This is a genomic window from Mesobacillus maritimus (assembly GCF_023715205.1).
Lineage (GTDB): Bacteria > Bacillota > Bacilli > Bacillales > Cytobacillaceae > Mesobacillus_B > Mesobacillus_B maritimus_C.
The window spans coordinates 99,298-117,794 of the sequence record NZ_JAMBNR010000014.1 but is presented as its reverse complement, the minus strand read 5'-3'; the positions used below and the strand labels follow the sequence as shown (position 1 = coordinate 117,794).

The following is an 18,497-nucleotide window of genomic DNA, read 5'->3' as shown; positions in this document are numbered from 1 at the left end:
AGTTCATGACATACGTGAAGCTTTTACAACTAACCAATTTATTAGCTAAACCATACTTTCTTTAATGCTTCAACTTATTCGTTACCATTTGGTCATGCTTTGGTAAAATCTTCTGGGCCCAAATTGAAAAAATTTCTCCAAGTTTCGAACAAGAGAATCCGAGTACAGCCCCACATAACAGAGAAAGCAAAAGAATGACCCAGTCCCCATTAGCAGCAAACGTCGAAAAACACCCCATAAAGATTCCCGGCGTGTAATTAATTGGCAATACTTTTGCACCCAATACACACATAAGGCAAGTAACAAGTCCGCTGAAAATAGCAGCACCATTAGGAATTCCCGTTATATTCGTTAGAATGATAATCAAAATACCACAAGCTACTCCCGCGATATTACAAAGCATAGCTTTTCCCATATCTTTGCTGCCGCCTGCTCCGAGGGCAAAATACGTGGTGCACCCAGCAAAGCCTGCCCAGCCCAATAACCCAAGAGGCGTAGAAATGAAAGTCCACAAACCACACAACAATCCTGTTGCCAATATACTAGCCATTATGACCACCTTCCTGATGAACAATTAATATTGTAAAATACTGACCATAAAAATCAATACAAATCTCTTACCATTTTTATTGTCATATTTCTAGCACTCACAAGGTAATTTTATTTCCATAAAAATAGGGAGGTACATTCAGATTCCCTTTATTTCACAATAATTCCCTACCATTATTTCTATACCACAACCATTGGCATTACCTTTTGGATGGAAACTTGATCATATAAGAGATTAAAAAAACAGGAGTGGGCTAAGAGGAGATGATGAAGTGCCCAAATCACTGTGGTGATGAGAAAAGCACTGGTGGCTATCACTAGCAACAACAGAATGTAAAAAAGGAATAATTAACTTCGGTTTATTCATGTGAATAATCATTTATTTTATCTGTTTCACAAACTAGATTCACAAGGTTTTTCCCCTATAGGTTTTAGCATAGAAACAACTTTCCTCGCTAACTCAACAAAAAATGACCACCGCAGCGGCCATCATCCTAAGCAAAAGCACCCGTTCGCTAAAGTTCATCTATCCACAAAGCTTAAGTGGAACAGGAAAAAAGAGCCGCAGCAAACGACTCTTGGTTAGATGAACTCCTCTTCAATTTAAGGAATTTTTATTAAGTGGTTTGAAAGTAAGTTCATAATACCAAGGAAAAAAGAATTTAAAAATAATAAAATACACTGGTATTCCATACCATGTATTCCAACTGTTATTCTTCATATATCCGAAATGGACTAAACCTAATTCTAAGACAAAACACAAGAAAGTAAAAACAAACGCAAACATCCATGTCTTTTTAGGATTATAAAAATTTACAAAGATAGTGGCAATGCTTGCAGGGACAAAGCCAATTAAAATAGAATCACTTAACTCAATGGATATTTTTTTTGCTAGGTCAAATAGATTAAATGTGGACATTGAAATCGTATCAAAAGTCCAAGTCATTCCAGCGGAAAAAACAAAAGTAATAAATATGCCTACCCATGTTAAATTTTTTTTAGGCATAAATAATACAAATAATATCGATATCGTTACTAACGTCCATACATACCATTCACCTTCATACTTCATAAATTCCATTAAATCACCTTATTGATATTATTTTAAAGAAGAATTCCTTATTAAGTGACCCCTTCCATTTATCTTTCATTAATTTAATGGAAAATATACCAAATTTTCTTCAACAAACCTGCCCGTTAAGTCAACAAGAAAAAATGACCACCACAACGACCATCATCCTGAACAAAAGCCCCTTTTTGTTGTATAGGGTTTATTGAACATCCATTATGCTTTTTAGCATTTTTTAAAAACCACTCAATAGTCAATAGACTTCTGCTCGGTGAATGGTAACGAAATAATCTTCATTTAATCCTCCATAACCTTTAGATTTAGAAATTGAAATATCCGAACCCCCATCTAATAATGTCATCTCATCCATCTGAGATTGACAAGCAATGAAGGCAAAACTACAAAAAGCTAAAGGAAAGAACAACAAAAATTTCTTCACAACAAATTTCCTCAACAACCCCTGGGCTTACACATAATATTGGAAACTTCAACCTCTGTAATACGCTTTTGGTGGTGATTCCACCCAACCTTTATCAATTAAAATATTCATGCCGTCGTCAACAAATAATCCAATGCTCAAAAGAGTTCTGCTATACAAAAAGTTTATATCTCTTCTAGCCGTTACAGCCATTGAGTTTCCGAATGATCGAATCTTCATTGCAAACATGTCCACTTTATGGAACAACATAATCTTATCGGAAAAAGGAGAATATGTAGAAGGTTTAACCAAGTGGTCAAGATACACCGGTGATTGAATATGTTCAACATGCAGTTTTTCTTTATACTGCTTTACTGCTTTATCAGTCATATCTAAACCACGCTTGAACAGTGCCTTTATCTTTTGATCCTGAACGCTCTGATGAAATCCCAATAATAATGCCATACTTGTTACGTTATTCTCGATGTTATCCCAAAGATGTATGATTTCCATTGCCTGTAATGGTCGGACATCTCCCAAAAAACCATTTAAGTAACTTTGTTTCTCAACTTTTTCAATGCTATCTGGTGTTGGAATGATAGGAGGTTCTAAAATGTATTTTTGTTCCGTTAGTATATTATTAATTTGTCCTAAAAAGACGGTCGTACATTGATTACAATAAATAAAAAACTCCCTTATATCCTCACGCATAACCAATGGAACTGCCACTGCGTAAAGGCTCATACCTGCCTTCGCAGCATATTTTAAATAGTGAACATAAAATTCATCTGCGTATAAACGGGGGGCACCCAGATTTACATCATCTTTTGTAAATCCAATGGGGATAGGAAAATTTTCACGTTTTAAAAATCCTTCTATCCTTTGAGTGAAATCCTTTGATAGCGCTAATCCATTTTTCAATAGCGTCTTAATATTCTCATCTTCGCAATGCTGAAGAAAATAACTTAAGATTTGGATAGACATACTGTTTCCCATATAGGTAGCCCAAAGTTTACCCATTTCAAAAGTCGTAAAAGGTTTGCTCTCATCTAATAGTTTGGGATTGATATTTAGTGGATTCATCACATTCATAGGATTTAAATCTTTATCAGTGGTCATAACCAATCTCCTTTTCCACACTTTCCCTTATGATTACCATTGGAAAAAATTTAATTCAAACAAATCAGACCTTTTGCACCGCTAGTTCAATTTGTTCAACAAAATTTAGCAATAATACTACTTTGACTATAGCACCCAGTTAGTTAGTATACATTTGTTCACAATGTTTATATGAGTTTTGGTTATACGCTAAAGGAATTTGTGACTTTCATAAAGAATTATTGTCAAACACAGAAAAGCTATTAAGGGGAAGATGTTCTAATGAAAAAAAGACTATTATTTAACCTATTTCTTGCATTCGTTTCTATTGTTGGATGTAGTTATTGGGAAGGGGAACACGTTAATAATAAATCGGAAAATAAATTAATCGTTCAAAAAGATACTGGAACAGAAGGTCAATATGAACAAACGAACGAGATAACAGACAAAGAAAAAGTTGATATTGTATATAGGATTTTCAAGAATGCAAGATGGGAAGGAACTAGTGATAAGAGCACATATCCTGACTTTAGAATCAACGATAAATATGCAATTTGGATACTTTCGCCCGATAATCGAATTAAAGTGAGAATTGAACGTTTAGATAAGAACACTTTTCTATCTGAAAAAGATTCAAAAACTTTATATAAAATCATTACAGACGAAAAGCTCGGTGATTAAAATCACTGAGCTTATATGCATATGTTAAATTAACCTGCTCCGTTCGTTCAAAAAGAAAAATAACCACCGCAGCGATCATCATCCTGATCAAAAGCCCCGCTTAATAGAGTTTATTGAACATCAATGATGCTTTTTAGCAGTTTTGTCTCTTCTGAAGAAATAGTATATCCATTCTTCTCGTGTCCAATATACATAAATATGCTTTCTTCCCCTTCGTTTCCAAGCACGAGATGTAATCCGTGAGTTTCCCCATTTTTATAACGTACGAATAGATCGTAGTCAGGTTTCTCGTTATTCACATCAACGTCACTCTTTACTCCTTTTGCATTTTTTAAAATCCCCTCAAAAGTCGATAGATCTTCTGCTTGGTGAATGGAAACGAAATAATCTTCATTTAATCCCCCATAACCTTTAGATTTGGAAATTGAAAAATCAGATACAGTATCTAATAATGTCATCTTATCCATCTGGGATTGACAAGCAATGAAGATAAAACTACAACAAGCTAAAAGAAATAACAAGAACAATTTCTTCACAACAAACTTCCTCCCACTAAACTGTTTTGCGATATAAAACCAGTTCTTTTTTAAACTCTACTGCTCCGTTTCCTTTGATGTATCATCCATATTTTTAGCAATTAGTTGGACAAACTCAAGACACGTATCTAATTAATCAAGTTTTAATTCGATAACCTGCTTCGTTGTTAAAATAAGACTTCAACAAAAAAGTGGTGAATCCTACCCGGACCAACACTGTTTGTTAATCCCTTGCTATTTTGCTTTTAATTGCTCTCTTCATTTCGATTCCTCTGTATCAGTATGAGAAGTTATAAGCGGAGAATTTCCTGCTATTGTATATAGGGCCAGCTTTAAAAGAGGATATAAGCGGAAATATTCCGATTAAACTGCTCTAAATAATCAAAAATCCATAGATTTGGATCATATAACCGGAAAAACTCCTCTTATTTTATAGGAAATATGGGTATTTCCCAATTTAACCGGAATTTTTCCGTTTATTTATACGCAGTGAAGCCTTTTTAATGTTTGATAAGGACATCGTTTAACGTATGGATGGAATTATTGTTATCAGTTCAGGGCATATTTAAGGGGCGGACTCCAGCATCTCCCAGAAGTCTAAAAGGTTCTCCATCACGCTTCCCGACGGCTTATCGAGCTTCTGCAACGTGCTCTCTTGAATTTGTATTAAACAAAAGAATTATCATTACCACGGTATTTGTTCAAAAAAGTATGCCCGTTTGTACAATAAGGTGTTCAACAAAAAGTGCATTAATCCTTCTTGGATTAATGCACTCTATAGTTTAAGTGATCATACTCACAAAATTTTGTTTAGAAACATATAAAAAGGCGCCTTCTTACTAAAGAAAAGTGCCCGATTGTGGAAGATTTAAATATTAGGCTGTTTTCGTAACAATTGTTGTTAAAATCCTTTAGCCGATTTTAACCCAGAATAAGCCATTTTTATGTGTTCGTATAAATTTGCTGGCACTATTCTCCTAATCTAAAAAGTCTCTTCAAGTGAAAATAGAGTGATTTCTCTTCAATGTTTGAGAAAAGAGACAAATATTAAAAAACACTTTCTATGCTAGGATAAGAAAAGTTATTACATCTATCAACAATTTTTATTTAGTAGGTAGTCGGACATGAAATACAGTACCTTCTCCAATTGAGCTTTGAATAGAGACATCGCCACCATGTTCATGTATTGTCGTAAACACTTGAGTTAGACCCAAACCCGTTCCATCACTCTTCGTAGAAAAGAACGGTGTTCCCAGCATTTTTACTTTGTCTTCAGATATTCCTACCCCAGTATCACTCACTTTTATATGAATCGACCCGTTATCATAATAATGTTCAATTCTTATTTTCCCCTTGTCAGGAATGGCTTCAATTGAGTTCTTTATCAAGTTAAAAAAAGCTTTAAGTAATAAATTTCTTTTGCCAACTACTTTTCTTTCTGGATCTTTTAAGTCCAATTCTACTTTCACCTTATATAGTTTTTCTTGAAATAAGAACAATAGAGATTCTAATTCCTTACATAAATCAACGGAAACAAACGGTTCATCATGTAAATCAGGCTTGGAAACCTGTAATAAATTTTGTAAAGTCTCTAGTGCTTTTTCCAATTCAGTTTCCATCGTATCTAAATAGTTATGTGATTGGGATTCCTTTAATAATTGTAAATATCCTTTCACGGCTGTAAGAGGGTTTTTTACTTCATGAACGATACTAGCTGCTATTTGACCGAGTGAAGCTAATTTTTCCCTATCATACAAAAGCTTTTCTGTTAATTTGCGATCTGAAATGTCTTGGATAATGACTTGAGCATAGACTTTCCCCTTCAGAAGATAAGGTGCAGTCTTTACTTCAACATCAATAATCTCCGCATCACTTTTAATCATTTTTGCTTCTATACTTTTTAAGATTTCCTGTTCTTTCATTACCTTTCTTAACCGTTCTTTACAAATTGGATGGAAGTCAAGAGGGAGAAAAACGCACAAATTTTTATATAAAATATCATCAGGAGAAGCTACCTTGAGCAATTTCAAACAAGCTTTATTACAGTAGAGAATTTCTCCTTCTTTTCCAAGAATCAAAATAGCATTAAGAGAGTTTTCAATTAGTTGGTGAAAGTCTATGTCTAGGGACTGGATTTTCAGATTCAAGTAAACCACCATTTTTCATTAAATATATCAATATTTTATCAAAAGTTACAAATTACATAAATACAAATTTACATCTATTTATTTTATATCTTATTTTATATCGTTCTAGTAAAAACGCGGTTGCTTCTACCACTATTCTGCCCGGTCGTTTAACAAGAAAAGAGTTTAGATTCCCAAGCTCTGTTAATATCTATTCCTGTTTTAGAAGTAGTCTTTGTATTGAAAGAGAGTTGCAGCAAAGGTAAAAATGGTATATAACAACGAAGTGACGAAAGCAAGGTTTGGTGAAAATTCAAATTTTTCTTGTGAGGTTTTCATCCCCATTGTACTTTGAACTCTCATATCAAGATTCCGAGAGGTAACCCCTCCCTTTGAACTGAAAAACCAAATAACTACGGTAACAATTAAACCTACAAAAAATGAATAATCAAAGAAATTCGATTGAAGATAATGGGATAATCCGAAACTTAAACCTATTAATATGAATAATGTAAGAACAATTGCCAATATCTTTTTCACCAATAGGAACTTCCCCTCCTTTATTTTTCTTTATATTTGGCTCTTTTCTCAAACTTTGTTGCTTTTAGATATAAAGAGAAAAAAATTAGCTTTGTTTTCACTGGACATCAACTTTAAATCAGGAGAAAAGAGCCAGTAAACTTATTATAAACGCACAAAATGGCTTATCCTGCGTTAAAATCAGATTTAGGATTTTAACAACAATCTTTACGAAAATAGCCTTAATTTAAATAATACGATTACGATTGGATTTGGTTTCCAAAATATTAAAAATTATGAATATATTCCCTATATTTTGGACACACCACCTCTATTTTTACTAAAAGCTATGTTAAAGAACTCTGTTGGTATTTAATATGTGCGAAATTACGTTCTTTAATATAGGTAAACATAAGGAAATCATAGATGTAATTAGCAAACTAAGTACAACAGAGCAATACCGTTTGTAAGAGATTTTTACTAATTAGAAAAATGAAAGTAGCTTATGTTCTATAAATGTAACATATGATAAAATGACACTGTCAGAATTTACTAAATGAGTTTAATAGATAATAAAAAATTTTTTGAAGGTGATCTCTCTATGGAAAAAAGAAGAAAATGGTGGAACATAAGTCTACTAAAATATAGTAGTTATGTGCGCATTTATTATTTTCTAACTTTGTTTTTAATGATATTTGGAAGTAGTGTTATATTTAGGGCGTTTTTTATTCTACCCGATATTGATTGGAAACTTTTTTCATCTATCATAATTATTTTTGCATTCATATACACTCTTACACGTTGTATTAAAAAAATGAAGAAAGAATACGAAGAAAAAGAACTTGGTTATTAAACTATATCGTAATGTCTTTACTACAGGGAACCTTTCTATGGTTCCCTTATCTGTTTGCATGTAACAACAATATTATTTAACATAGCTTTTCTAAAAAAACGAATTAATCTTCCCTTTTCGTTCTAAAAGTATAGGTGCGATATTTAGTAAGATAGAAACAATGGTCAAAAACCATAATGCCCTTTCCATACCAGGGACTACATCCATTAAAGCTGACCAATCTCCCACTTTTACCCACCGAGAAACAAGACTATATTCTGAACATAGTGTTAACGCTGTAAATGATAGTCCTATTGCCATAGCAAGCTTATAATCCTTTCCTGCTTTATACATATATAGATTTATAAAAGTTGCTACTATTGCAATAACACCAAATAGGATAAACATTCCTAACCTCCAACTATTAGTATTTTTGTCGTGTACATCTTCTCAATTTTTGGCATTACTTTTTTATTAGACATGAATACGCCAAATCTTATTTTATCGTAAATGCTCTTCCTTTTGTGATTTCTTATTGAACAAACCTGCACGTTCGTACAATAAGAAAAGCTGCCAAAATGACAGCTCCATTCTTCAACTCTTGCCCCTTTAGTTTAATAGCAATAGGTAAGAACTTGATGTAATCGCCTTCTTTTCCCCTGCTCCACACCCAACGTGCGATTTTCACCGCATTAGGCGTTCCATCTTATTCTTTTAGACTAAAGCAATTAAATTACAAACCTTACGGTATTGGTTTAGCTTCTTCAATTGTTTTCCATCTAATTGAAGAATGTTCCTATATCGTTCAATCGTCTTTTCATTAGTGGCATGGATTAACCTATGTACACCTTCGTGCACAATTACAAGATTGCTAAATTCATCGGTTCCGCCCATATGTCGGGGTAACTTATGGTGACAGTGCAGCTTATCGGATGTCAAAAATACCCCTGTTACTGCACATTTGCCCAGTTGCATAGAGTACCTTGATATTTTGTTATCTACAAAATCCAGTTTGTCTTTACCGTAAGGTATTTGTAACATCCTGTTTATTTCTATGGCAATGTCAGCCCTAAGATTTTGATGAAGTTTAAACCTTCCCTCTTTTGTATAGTCACATATATCCTGACTGAAGTTCATAGCGTTGCTTGTTTGAATATCTCCTAAGGGAAATAAATACAAACCAGCAATTTTATATGTTTTAAAATTATTCTTATGAAGTCTCTTGTATGATTCGGATGGATTAATCGGTTTTCCATACTTCCCAATTGATTTAAGACGATTGTACATGATTTTCGTAAGATGATAGGCTATTTTTCCAAGGTCTATATTGACATGAGTAGCGACCTTAAAGTAATTTTTAATTCCAAGAATATAAGCGTTATAATCCAAGACCGTTTTTGGGGTTGGTTTATTTTGAATTTCACCGATTAAATTTCTAAGTTTTTCAAATATATTAATCTTCTTCTTATCCATAATGTGCGTATTGGCAACATATTTATTACGCTTGGATACTGCTTTGAGAGAAAAGCCTAGAAAATCGGATTTTCTCTTTCTTAGATTGGTAATCGTTGATTTCTCGGAAGATATATCAAGGTTGAGTTGATTTTTCAGGTATTCTTTGGTGGCATGAAATATTTTACTGGCTGATTCATGAGAATTTGTGAAGATTTTAAAGTCGTCGGCATATCTAACGATATACATTTGTTTCAGGTTCGTTTTCCTTAACGCTCTAGTCCTACTATTGGTTGCATAAGTATGCTTTGTTTTTAAGCATTCCCATTGATTGGCTATCCACCAGTCTAAATCATTTAAAACAATGTTTGATAAAAGAGGTGATAGGATTCCTCCTTGCGGAGTTCCTATGGTTGGAACACCTATGCCTTTTATTGGTGCTTTTAGCATTTTCGAGACAATCGTTAAGACTCTCTTGTCCCGTATGCCTATACTGTACATTTGTTTAATTAACCTTGAATGGCTCACGTTGTCAAAGAAACCTTGTATATCAATGTCTACTACATGATGCAACTTCACATTATTGACTAAGAACTGACATCTCGCCATTACATGATGAGTTGACCTGTTTGGTCTAAACCCGTATGAATGTTTGTAAAATTTAGCTTCACAAATTGGCTCTAATACTTGTTTGAACATCTGTTGAATTAGTCTATCTCTCATAGTTGGGATGCCTAACGGACGTTTCTTTCCATTTGTTTTGGGTATCTCAACCCTTCGTACCGTTTGAGGTTTGTAATTCCTTAAGGTTTTTCGAATTTCTTCAATAAATTCATCAGCGTTTTCAATCTTGTATTGGCCAATCGTGATTCCATCAGTTCCAGCTGTTTTTGAGCCTGTGTTCGCTTTAATATTCCGAAAGGCTAATAAGATATTGTCTATATGATATGTTCATATAGCCTTGAACCTTTTGTGGCATTGTTTTTACTTCGCTCATAAAGGTCATCAAATATGTCTTGCATGCCATAATATTCTGCATGTCGTAAAGCTGTACTCACCGATGGATTGTTTCTCCTTCCTTGAGGAAAGTCCCATCATCTTACTCGACCCTGTGAGTTTCATTTAAGTGACTTAGTTTCAAAGAAAAAGACTTGGGACCATCCCTCCACGATCATTACTCGCTTCAACGGTACTACGTCCCTACTTTCATAAGAATAAAGCCACTTCGATATTTACATATCTTATAGACACCATCCCGATAGTAGTCGTTAGTGGATGTTTCTTACTTACAACGTTCAGATTAACCTAGCTTTAACATATATCCGTAGGTGCTTACTTTAAGCCTGTCAATTCTATATCCTCATTAGTTAGATATTCCGAGGTTCCTATGTACTAATCGTACTTTTCGGTGTTTGACACTGCATTTACAGCATACGTCTTTCGAGCGTATTAATTTCTAGACCCGTACATTCGCAAGTTCGTCAGTCCAGTTGGACATTCTCACCATAGATATTTTGTAGCATCCCGACCTATCAGGCACCATATCCCGTTTAAGAACTTAGGCACATTTCAGCCGACTTCACCTGGCTTCATACACGTCGGGCTACTACCGTTCTGTGCATGCAGGAGTATCAGACAATTCGTTTCAGCTCAACATGACGGCTTTCATTCCGAATTTCAGTAAATCAGTTGTAGTTGCCTTTCGGCAATCCTCCTATTTCGTGCTTCGGCACTTATAAGGAAACGTTTCGCACAGTACAATTTTTCACAAACTATAAATTTAACCTTTTGACAGCAAGTAATAATGCAAGAGAATATTATTAGTAGGCGATACCTACTCGTGGTTTTATATAATACTTGATTTTATCTGTTTAAAAGTAAATTGTCCTAAATCTGATACATTTATTTTAACTCCATCTACTGACAAAAGATCACTTTCTACGTGGTATTTACCTTACCTTTGTCCATCAGTTAAATACGTTGGACATATAATGGTCCATTCAGGTTGATTGTTTAAGCAGATCATAAACCTTATGATGTCCTTTCGCTGGACGGGTTGACTTCTGCTTTGATTACTGATTGATAACGAAAAATTTTGGCGTGATTCTACTTTGCAGAATACCCGCAGTTCCTATTGTTATTATTCGTTTCATATCTTCGTTACCCAGCGCTTCGATAATAAGTGGCATACTTTCTGTTAAAGAGGTTGTACCATCAGTATTTAGTGCACTTAACTACAACAATCCCACTCATTGCACGCACTAATCATTTTTATTAAAACATTCCCTTGAATAATTTTTAATTTTCACTATTTATTTTTATCTTCTCTGAAGTGCGAACTATTACAGCAACATGATTTCTATCATGAAGGGCATAAGTTACTATTTAGAGGGATCAAGGAAATCAATATTATGAACATGTATCAAGTGAATAAAGTAAATGTTTTATTCTATTAGCAGTAGAAATCTAATAAAGCTAAAAAAAACCTTACCCCTAATACTATCTCTTTTAAAGAGGCAAGGTTTCTTTATCTTCAATTAAACTAGTCCTTTAATGGAATTTATATAAAATAACATTTCTATACAATTATTTGAAACACCAACGTAAACCTCCTACAGCAGGTTATTGATATAATTTACCACCAGATTCCTTAAACTCTTCTGCTTTTTCCTTCATTCCTTTTTCTATTGCTTCTTTTGTATCAAGCCTGTTTTCTTTCGCGTAATTACGAATATCTTGAGAGATCCTCATGCTACAAAACTTTGGTCCACACATTGAGCAGAAATGTGCTGTTTTTGCACCTTCTGCGGGTAACGTTTCATCATGATATTCTAAAGCGCGTTCAGGATCCAATGATAAATTAAACTGATCTCTCCATCGGAATTCGAAACGAGCTTTTGATAAGGCATCATCTCTTTTTTGTGCGCCTGGATGCCCTTTTGCTAGATCAGCAGCATGTGCAGCTATTTTATAAGTTATAACACCTTCACGGACATCATCTCGGTTTGGTAAACCTAAATGTTCTTTTGGTGTAACATAACATAGCATAGCCGTACCGTACCAACCAATCAAGGCTGCACCTATCGCAGATGTAATATGATCATAACCAGGAGCTATGTCAGTTGTAAGTGGACCTAGAGTATAGAAAGGCGCTTCCTTACAAACCTCAAGTTGTTTGTCCATGTTTTCTTTAATAAGATGCATAGGTACGTGACCTGGACCTTCAACCATTACCTGTACATCATGCTGCCAAGCAATTTTTGTTAGTTCTCCAAGAGTTTCTAATTCCGCAAATTGTGCTTCATCATTAGCATCAGCAATTGAACCTGGACGTAGACCATCTCCTAAAGAGAATGCGACATCATAAGTTTTCATAATCTCACAGATTTCTTCAAAATGAGTATATAAAAAGTTTTCTTTGTGGTGGTGAAGACACCATTGAGCCATAATAGATCCACCCCGGGATACAATACCTGTTAAACGTTTTGCTGTTAACGGAACATATCGCAATAGAACACCAGCATGAATGGTGAAGTAATCCACGCCTTGCTCGGCTTGTTCAATCAAAGTATCTCGGTAAACCTCCCATGTAAGATCTTCGGCAACACCATTTACTTTTTCAAGAGCTTGGTAGATAGGAACGGTTCCTATAGGAACAGCTGAATTGCGAATAATCCATTCCCTTGTTGAATGAATGTTTTTACCCGTTGATAGGTCCATAATACTATCAGCACCCCAACGTGTGGCCCATGTCATTTTTTCGACCTCTTCTTCGATGGAGGATGAAACAGCAGAATTCCCAATATTTGCGTTAATTTTAACATGGAAATTACGTCCTATAATCATAGGCTCTCCCTCTGGATGATTGATATTAGAAGGGATAATTGCTCGACCTCTTGCAACTTCTTCGCGCACAAATTCAGGTTTCATATTTTCCCTTATTGCGATAAATTCCATCTCAGGAGTGACGATGCCCTTCTTTGCATAATGAAGCTGTGTGACATTTCCACCTTTCTTTGCACGTAATGGTTTACGCTTTAAACCCGGGAACACATTCTGATTCGCACGAGGGTCATTCTCATTCTTGTATCCATTGTCTTCAGCCTTAACTTCTCTTCCTTCATATTCCTCAACATCTCCTCGTTCAAGAATCCATGTGCTTCGAAGACGAGGAAGACCTTTTGTTATATCAACTGCATAATTAGTATCCGTATAAGGTCCGCTTGTATCATAGACACGTACTGGTGGATTTTCTTCTTCACCGAAGGTACCCGTTGTTGGACTTAGTTCAATTTCACGCATTGGGACCTTGATATCGGGTCTTGAGCCTTCAACATAAACTTTTTTACTACCTGAAAAACTAGACATGATGGAAATGTTTTTTTCGTTTAATGAAGTTGTTGACATAGAGTAAATCTCTCCCTTTTTTTAAATTAAAGGACGAGTTCTAGACAATATAAGAGGACTTATAGAAATGAATTAAATAAAAAAGCCGAATCCAAAAAGCATGGACCGGCTTAGTATGTAGAAGTTTATTCAAATTTTCTAACTTCCCCACGCTAGTATGATCTAGATCAGGTCCAAAGGGTCAAGAAACTTTAACGTGTTTCTCTCTCAGCCCAACTTATTGGACTCCCCTAGTTATTTCTATTTAGTTTGATTTTAGTATACATGAGTTTTAAGTAAAATAAAAGGAGCAATAAAAAAATAAAAACATTTGATTAAGAGACGGATAGCAATAGTTTTTATTGTTAATATATGAATTAACAATAACATTTTAATTTTTTACAAGAAAGAGAAAATATGATTTCTAAGGAAGAATAAGAAGGATATTAGGTTATTTTTCATAGAAAAGACATTCGGAGTTTTTTGTCCTACCCCAGAAAATACAATACATAAAATACTAAATGCTGCTCATCATGTACCCTCATTAGGGTTTTAGCAACCATGGAATTTTATTTTAGTTTCTTCACAAAATTAAAGAAAAGTTAGCTTGGGTAGCGGATAAGGACAGAAGAGCATTGGCTTTTCATTATGAGGGAGAAAAAGAGAAGAAAGCCTTAGTTTAAAAGTTAAGGTCTTAAAGAGTCTCCTGGCCGTGGATTTATAAGTAAGGATAAAATAGGTCCCATCTCTTTATAAGATGGAGCCTATTTTACACTTGCTGTATGATTACTTATCAATCTGTTTTGAATTTTTACGAATAACCCCAATCCCCCAAAGGAGCAAGGGAATCAGTATCATATTTACAGGGAGAACAAATGGAAGCCAATATTGTTCAAGATAAGAAACAGACGCTACGTTATTATTAGGATAAATCAAAGAAAGTACTATTGAAGCTATTGCTACAAACCAAATAACTTTTCGCCAATTCTTTATATTTAACCATTGAGCTATCCCATAACTAGATACGAATAGATAAATGGACAATTTTATAAATATACTGAAGATCCATATAACAGTCACAATTATTTCCAAATTTTGTATAAACCGCATAAGCGATATGTATCTCGCCATCTCAAAAAATGGGTACCATAGTCTTGAAGACAAATTTGCTCCAAATACCATTAGAATTTCTAGAGTTGAAATAGTCACTAAAAGAGCAACAACTCCTACACCCCATATAGCACAAGTTACTCCTTTTTTCGGTTCTTCTGTAAAAGAGAGTAGCATCATTATTAAAACCGACTCACCATAAAACGATACAGGCGTTAAACCTCCTTTTAAAATAGATTTTAATCCTGAGTCAGTATAAACGGGCAGAATCTTATCCCATTCTAAATTATTAAAATTAAGGACCAAAGTAATAATAACCATTAATAATATCAACGGGCCCATGATTTCACTACACCGCCCAATGCTTTCAATCCCCCCTATATAATTCACATAAATGACTAAAAGTAATAAAAGTACAATTAAAATAAATATTGGGGTTTGTGTAAATAAAGTCATTTGGATTATTTCTGATGATTGACGAAAAATAACTCCAATCACAGAAAGCCAATGGATAAAATATGGAATCACTATTATTCTCCCTAACCATTTCCCTAATATGCTTTGACTATACTGAATGAATGTTTTGTTAGGATAGAGAAGACTTAGTTTTCCTGCAGCAAAGGTGATTCCTATTCCTGCAAACCCAGCAATAACAAATGAGATCCAAGCGTCCTGCTTTGCTTCCTCGATAGCAGGGGATTGTGTCAGTAACAAAACCATTCCAATTTCTAGAGATGCAATGATCCAAAATATTTGGTACTTGGAAATTTTCATTTCTGGATCTCACTTTCTTTCAAATGTAATGGAGAACCAGTTACCCCAGTTCGCTCAATATTTATATCCACTTTAACTGTAATATCTGCATCCGAGAATTTCTTACTCCAATCCTTTTTCCAAATTTTCCATTTTCGAGGGTATTTCTTATGAATGGATTGTCCAAAACCCAAAATATCTGTTTTATATTCTTTTTGAACTTTTGTAATGGTACTTATCATATGATCTTGTAAATTCTTATTAAATGTACGTTCTATTATTTGAAGGTTCTTTGGCTGCTTTAGATCTAATGCTGTATTATTTTCACGAACCACCCCTGTTCCGGAAAGCGTTATATGAAATTCCACTTGATCATTTTGTATAATGGGTTGGATTTTACTTTTAAAATTCATACCCATTATACCTACATTTCCTTCTTCCCCTAATAAATTTGTGGTTAATTTATGAGTATTTAACTTGTTAATAATCCACAATCTATCAACTGACTCTCGATAGGATAAAAATCCAACCAACTCAAGATCCTGATTGAAAATAGCTCTCCCCCCAAGCCGGAAGGTCTCGGTATCCTTTTCTTTCTCCTTTTTAGAATTAATAATTTCAAGAATCGGTACTGTAGGACTAATTCCCTCTGAACTCGCACCTTCCAAAAAATCCTTAAACGTAGTGCTTTCTGGTCCTGCTGTACTTTGGAACATTTTCAGTGCAGCAGTTGAAGGCATGTCTTCCATCTTATAAGGTACCTCCAGAAAATCAAATGCTTCACCGTTTTTTAAAACAAAAAAGTTCGTTCGTATGGGAAGTTCAGGTTCTCGACTGTATACATCAAGGATGTTCGATATCCCATTTCTGGCTAAGCGTTCCCCTATTACTATGACCTTCTGATGACTTAGAAAAACTTCCCTTGAGAGCTTTCTTTGCAAATTCTGAGTTACATCCAAAAGACTTTTCCCTGTAGCAGTTTCAACTATATATCCTTTGCCTTGACCACTACTTCTCTCACCAACTTCCCCTGGAACAACAATCTGAGCACTGCCAATATAATCTCCTTCTTCATTTTGGTCGAAACCCCACCCCAATATGATGGCCCGATCATTTATTTCTCTTTCATCCCAGCATCCGGTAGTTAAAAACATACAAACTAGTAGAATAAGACATATTTTTAGTCTTTTGATCATCTCATCATTCATTCCTTCCTTCAGTTTTTCCTCCATCGCCCTTTAGGAATACGAGTTTTATCTTGACCAGCTACTCTTATAGGTCGACGATGCATGCTCCATCTAGGTGCTCGGACCAAAACATCCTTAAGATATTTTGGATTTTGCGGGGCAATGGGACTTAAATAGGGAACCCCAAAGGATTGAAGATGAACAAGGTGAATGAGGATGGCAATCATTCCCAGAATAACTCCATAGAGACCAAATAGTCCTGCTAGGATAAGTATAGGAAAGCGAAGGATCCTGTATGCAGTGCCGAAATTATAGCGCGGTATCGCGAATGATGCTATTCCTGTAGCTGCTACCACAATAACCATGGGAGCAGAGATAATACCAGCCTGTACAGCAGCTTCCCCAATAACAAGGGCTCCTACAATACTAACAGCTGAACCAATTGACTTTGGAAGCCGTATCCCCGCTTCACGTAAAGCTTCGAACATCAGCTCCATCATAAAAGCTTCAAACAGCACTGGAAATGGGACGTCCTCTCGTGCAGATGCTATACTTATTAACAAATTTGTTGGAATTAACTGTGGGTGAAAAGTTGTTACTGCAACGTATATAGAGGGAAGCAGTAATGAAATATTGAATAAAGTATAGCGAATCCAGCGAATAAAGGTTACATAAATAAACCGTTCATAGTAGTCTTCAGCGGCCTGCAACCCCGACCAAAAGGTCATGGGAACAATTAGAACAAATGGAGTATTGTCCACCAATATGGATACTTTCCCTTCCAGTAAACTGCCGCAAACAATATCAGGGCGTTCGGTGTTTTGAACTTGCGGAAATGGAGAAAAAGGAAAATCTTCAACAAACTCTTCAATAAAACCAGTCTCGATAACTCCATCAATTTCAATTGACTCAAGTCTCTTACGTACTTTCTCAATAACAGAATCACTTGCAATGTTTTCAATATATATAATTGCTACATCTGTTTTTGAAAGTTTACCAATTGTAAATGACTCTATCTTCAATCTAGAGCTCCTAATTCGTCTACGGATTAAGCTTGTATTCACACGTAATGTTTCTGTAAACCCGTCTCTTGGACCACGTATGACGGTTTCGGAGGAAGGCTCTTCAATTGACCGTTTTTCAAAACCTTTTAAATCTGCAAGTAAAGCAGTTGTTTCTCCCTCGACAAGAACGGCGACATTTGCCGTTAATATCCCATTAATTAATTCATTTACATTCTTGGTTGATTTTATCTGAGCAACCGCTCGAAGCTGATTTGCAACAAATTCTTCAAATATAAATACTTCACATTTTTTTTCAGATGCCCTAACAGGACATAACACCATCTCATCGAGAGGTTTTGTGTCACATAAACCATCAATATAGACAAAAAGTAATCTTGTTTTATCGTTTATAGGTACAACACGAAACACAACATCAGAACATTGATGAAAAATGTCTCGCAAAAATCGTTCATTGGCTGAAAGGTCTGAACTAATTAATTTATCTGGTTCTTCATTAGAAAAAGAATCAAGCATTTCTGATAGCTTAAATTTTTTTCTTTTTCTTAAGTTTAGAAGTAATTTCATGACCAGTCATCTCCTCTCGTGGTATAGTTTTCCAGAAGTGAGATGAATTATACTGGTTTGATTTTGTTCAGCTAAAAATGTGGATAGAATCCGCATTTTCTGAAAAAGGCTTTTTATTTAACTGTTTGATGGTAAACGGCAAATAATCCCCACCTGTATGTAAGATGGGGATTGAGTTTAGATAACTGTTAA

12 protein-coding genes, 1 pseudogene and 1 riboswitch are annotated in these 18,497 nt (G+C 34.9%); of the genes and pseudogenes, 1 reads left to right on the top strand and 12 read right to left on the bottom strand.

The features are described 5' to 3' along the window. Window positions 1-61 precede the first annotated feature (61 nt). The 3 genes from M3182_RS19095 to M3182_RS19085 all read right to left on the bottom strand — a co-directional run bounded on the left by M3182_RS19095 (window position 62) and on the right by M3182_RS19085 (window position 3,155). Entirely contained in the window at window positions 62-550 is a 489-nt protein-coding gene (locus tag M3182_RS19095; RefSeq protein WP_251559630.1) for a DUF1097 domain-containing protein, read from the bottom strand. A 597-nt stretch (window positions 551-1,147) separates the two neighbouring features. After that, the gene (locus M3182_RS19090; RefSeq protein ID WP_251559628.1) at window positions 1,148-1,630 is read right to left on the bottom strand and encodes a hypothetical protein; all 483 of its coding nucleotides are present in this window, start codon (window positions 1,628-1,630) and stop codon (window positions 1,148-1,150) included. Window positions 1,631-2,105: 475 nt separating this feature from the next. After that, window positions 2,106-3,155 carry a DUF3231 family protein gene (locus tag M3182_RS19085; RefSeq protein ID WP_251559626.1) on the bottom strand — a complete coding sequence of 350 codons (1,050 nt, stop codon included), beginning with the start codon at window positions 3,153-3,155 and terminating at the stop codon, window positions 2,106-2,108. Window positions 3,156-3,416: 261 nt separating this feature from the next. Here M3182_RS19085 and M3182_RS19080 point away from each other — a divergent pair, with 261 nt between their 5' ends. After that, complete coding sequence (locus M3182_RS19080; protein ID WP_251559624.1) at window positions 3,417-3,815, top strand: hypothetical protein; 399 nt, start codon at window positions 3,417-3,419, stop codon at window positions 3,813-3,815. Window positions 3,816-3,925: 110 nt separating this feature from the next. Here M3182_RS19080 and M3182_RS19075 read toward each other — a convergent pair whose 3' ends face one another. From M3182_RS19075 to M3182_RS19035, 9 genes and pseudogenes are all read right to left on the bottom strand, one after another. Beyond that, the gene (locus M3182_RS19075) at window positions 3,926-4,351 is read right to left on the bottom strand and encodes a YhfM domain-containing protein (protein ID WP_251559622.1); all 426 of its coding nucleotides are present in this window, start codon (window positions 4,349-4,351) and stop codon (window positions 3,926-3,928) included. A 1,103-nt stretch (window positions 4,352-5,454) separates the two neighbouring features. Next, a complete protein-coding gene (locus tag M3182_RS19070; RefSeq protein ID WP_251559620.1) occupies window positions 5,455-6,498 on the bottom strand; it encodes a two-component system sensor histidine kinase NtrB in 1,044 nt (347 codons plus the stop codon). A 201-nt stretch (window positions 6,499-6,699) separates the two neighbouring features. Further along, window positions 6,700-7,020 carry a hypothetical protein gene (locus tag M3182_RS19065; protein WP_251559618.1) on the bottom strand — a complete coding sequence of 107 codons (321 nt, stop codon included), beginning with the start codon at window positions 7,018-7,020 and terminating at the stop codon, window positions 6,700-6,702. Window positions 7,021-7,939: 919 nt separating this feature from the next. Beyond that, entirely contained in the window at window positions 7,940-8,236 is a 297-nt protein-coding gene (locus tag M3182_RS19060; RefSeq protein WP_251559616.1) for a hypothetical protein, read from the bottom strand. A gap of 306 nt (window positions 8,237-8,542) precedes the next feature. Then, window positions 8,543-10,338, bottom strand: a pseudogene (ltrA, locus tag M3182_RS19055) (group II intron reverse transcriptase/maturase). A 1,564-nt stretch (window positions 10,339-11,902) separates the two neighbouring features. After that, on the bottom strand, window positions 11,903-13,687 hold the full coding sequence (thiC, locus tag M3182_RS19050) for a phosphomethylpyrimidine synthase ThiC (RefSeq protein WP_251559614.1): 1,785 nt from the start codon (window positions 13,685-13,687) through the stop codon (window positions 11,903-11,905). A gap of 127 nt (window positions 13,688-13,814) precedes the next feature. Further along, window positions 13,815-13,929: riboswitch (TPP riboswitch) on the bottom strand. Window positions 13,930-14,452: 523 nt separating this feature from the next. Further along, complete coding sequence (locus tag M3182_RS19045) at window positions 14,453-15,550, bottom strand: GerAB/ArcD/ProY family transporter (RefSeq protein WP_251559613.1); 1,098 nt, start codon at window positions 15,548-15,550, stop codon at window positions 14,453-14,455. After that, on the bottom strand, window positions 15,547-16,737 hold the full coding sequence (locus M3182_RS19040) for a Ger(x)C family spore germination protein (RefSeq protein WP_251559611.1): 1,191 nt from the start codon (window positions 16,735-16,737) through the stop codon (window positions 15,547-15,549). The genes M3182_RS19045 and M3182_RS19040 overlap by 4 nt, the downstream gene beginning before the upstream one ends. 8 nt (window positions 16,738-16,745) lie before the next feature. Next, window positions 16,746-18,305, bottom strand: a complete 1,560-nt coding sequence (locus M3182_RS19035) for a spore germination protein (RefSeq protein WP_432806724.1) — start codon at window positions 18,303-18,305, stop codon at window positions 16,746-16,748. Between the last annotated feature and the right edge of the window lie 192 nt (window positions 18,306-18,497).

What these genes read in the sequence shown, in the direction of transcription:
- M3182_RS19095 (WP_251559630.1), bottom strand. Translation starts at nt 550, where the DNA reads ATGGCTAGTATATTGGCAACAGGATTGTTGTGTGGTTTGTGGACTTTC.
- M3182_RS19090 (WP_251559628.1), bottom strand. Translation starts at nt 1,630, where the DNA reads ATGGAATTTATGAAGTATGAAGGTGAATGGTATGTATGGACGTTAGTA.
- M3182_RS19085 (WP_251559626.1), bottom strand. Translation starts at nt 3,155, where the DNA reads ATGACCACTGATAAAGATTTAAATCCTATGAATGTGATGAATCCACTA.
- M3182_RS19080 (WP_251559624.1), top strand. Translation starts at nt 3,417, where the DNA reads ATGAAAAAAAGACTATTATTTAACCTATTTCTTGCATTCGTTTCTATT.
- M3182_RS19060 (WP_251559616.1), bottom strand. Translation starts at nt 8,236, where the DNA reads ATGTTTATCCTATTTGGTGTTATTGCAATAGTAGCAACTTTTATAAAT.
- thiC (WP_251559614.1), bottom strand. Translation starts at nt 13,687, where the DNA reads ATGTCAACAACTTCATTAAACGAAAAAAACATTTCCATCATGTCTAGT.
- M3182_RS19045 (WP_251559613.1), bottom strand. Translation starts at nt 15,550, where the DNA reads ATGAAAATTTCCAAGTACCAAATATTTTGGATCATTGCATCTCTAGAA.
- M3182_RS19040 (WP_251559611.1), bottom strand. Translation starts at nt 16,737, where the DNA reads ATGAATGATGAGATGATCAAAAGACTAAAAATATGTCTTATTCTACTA.
- M3182_RS19035 (WP_432806724.1), bottom strand. Translation starts at nt 18,305, where the DNA reads ATGAAATTACTTCTAAACTTAAGAAAAAGAAAAAAATTTAAGCTATCA.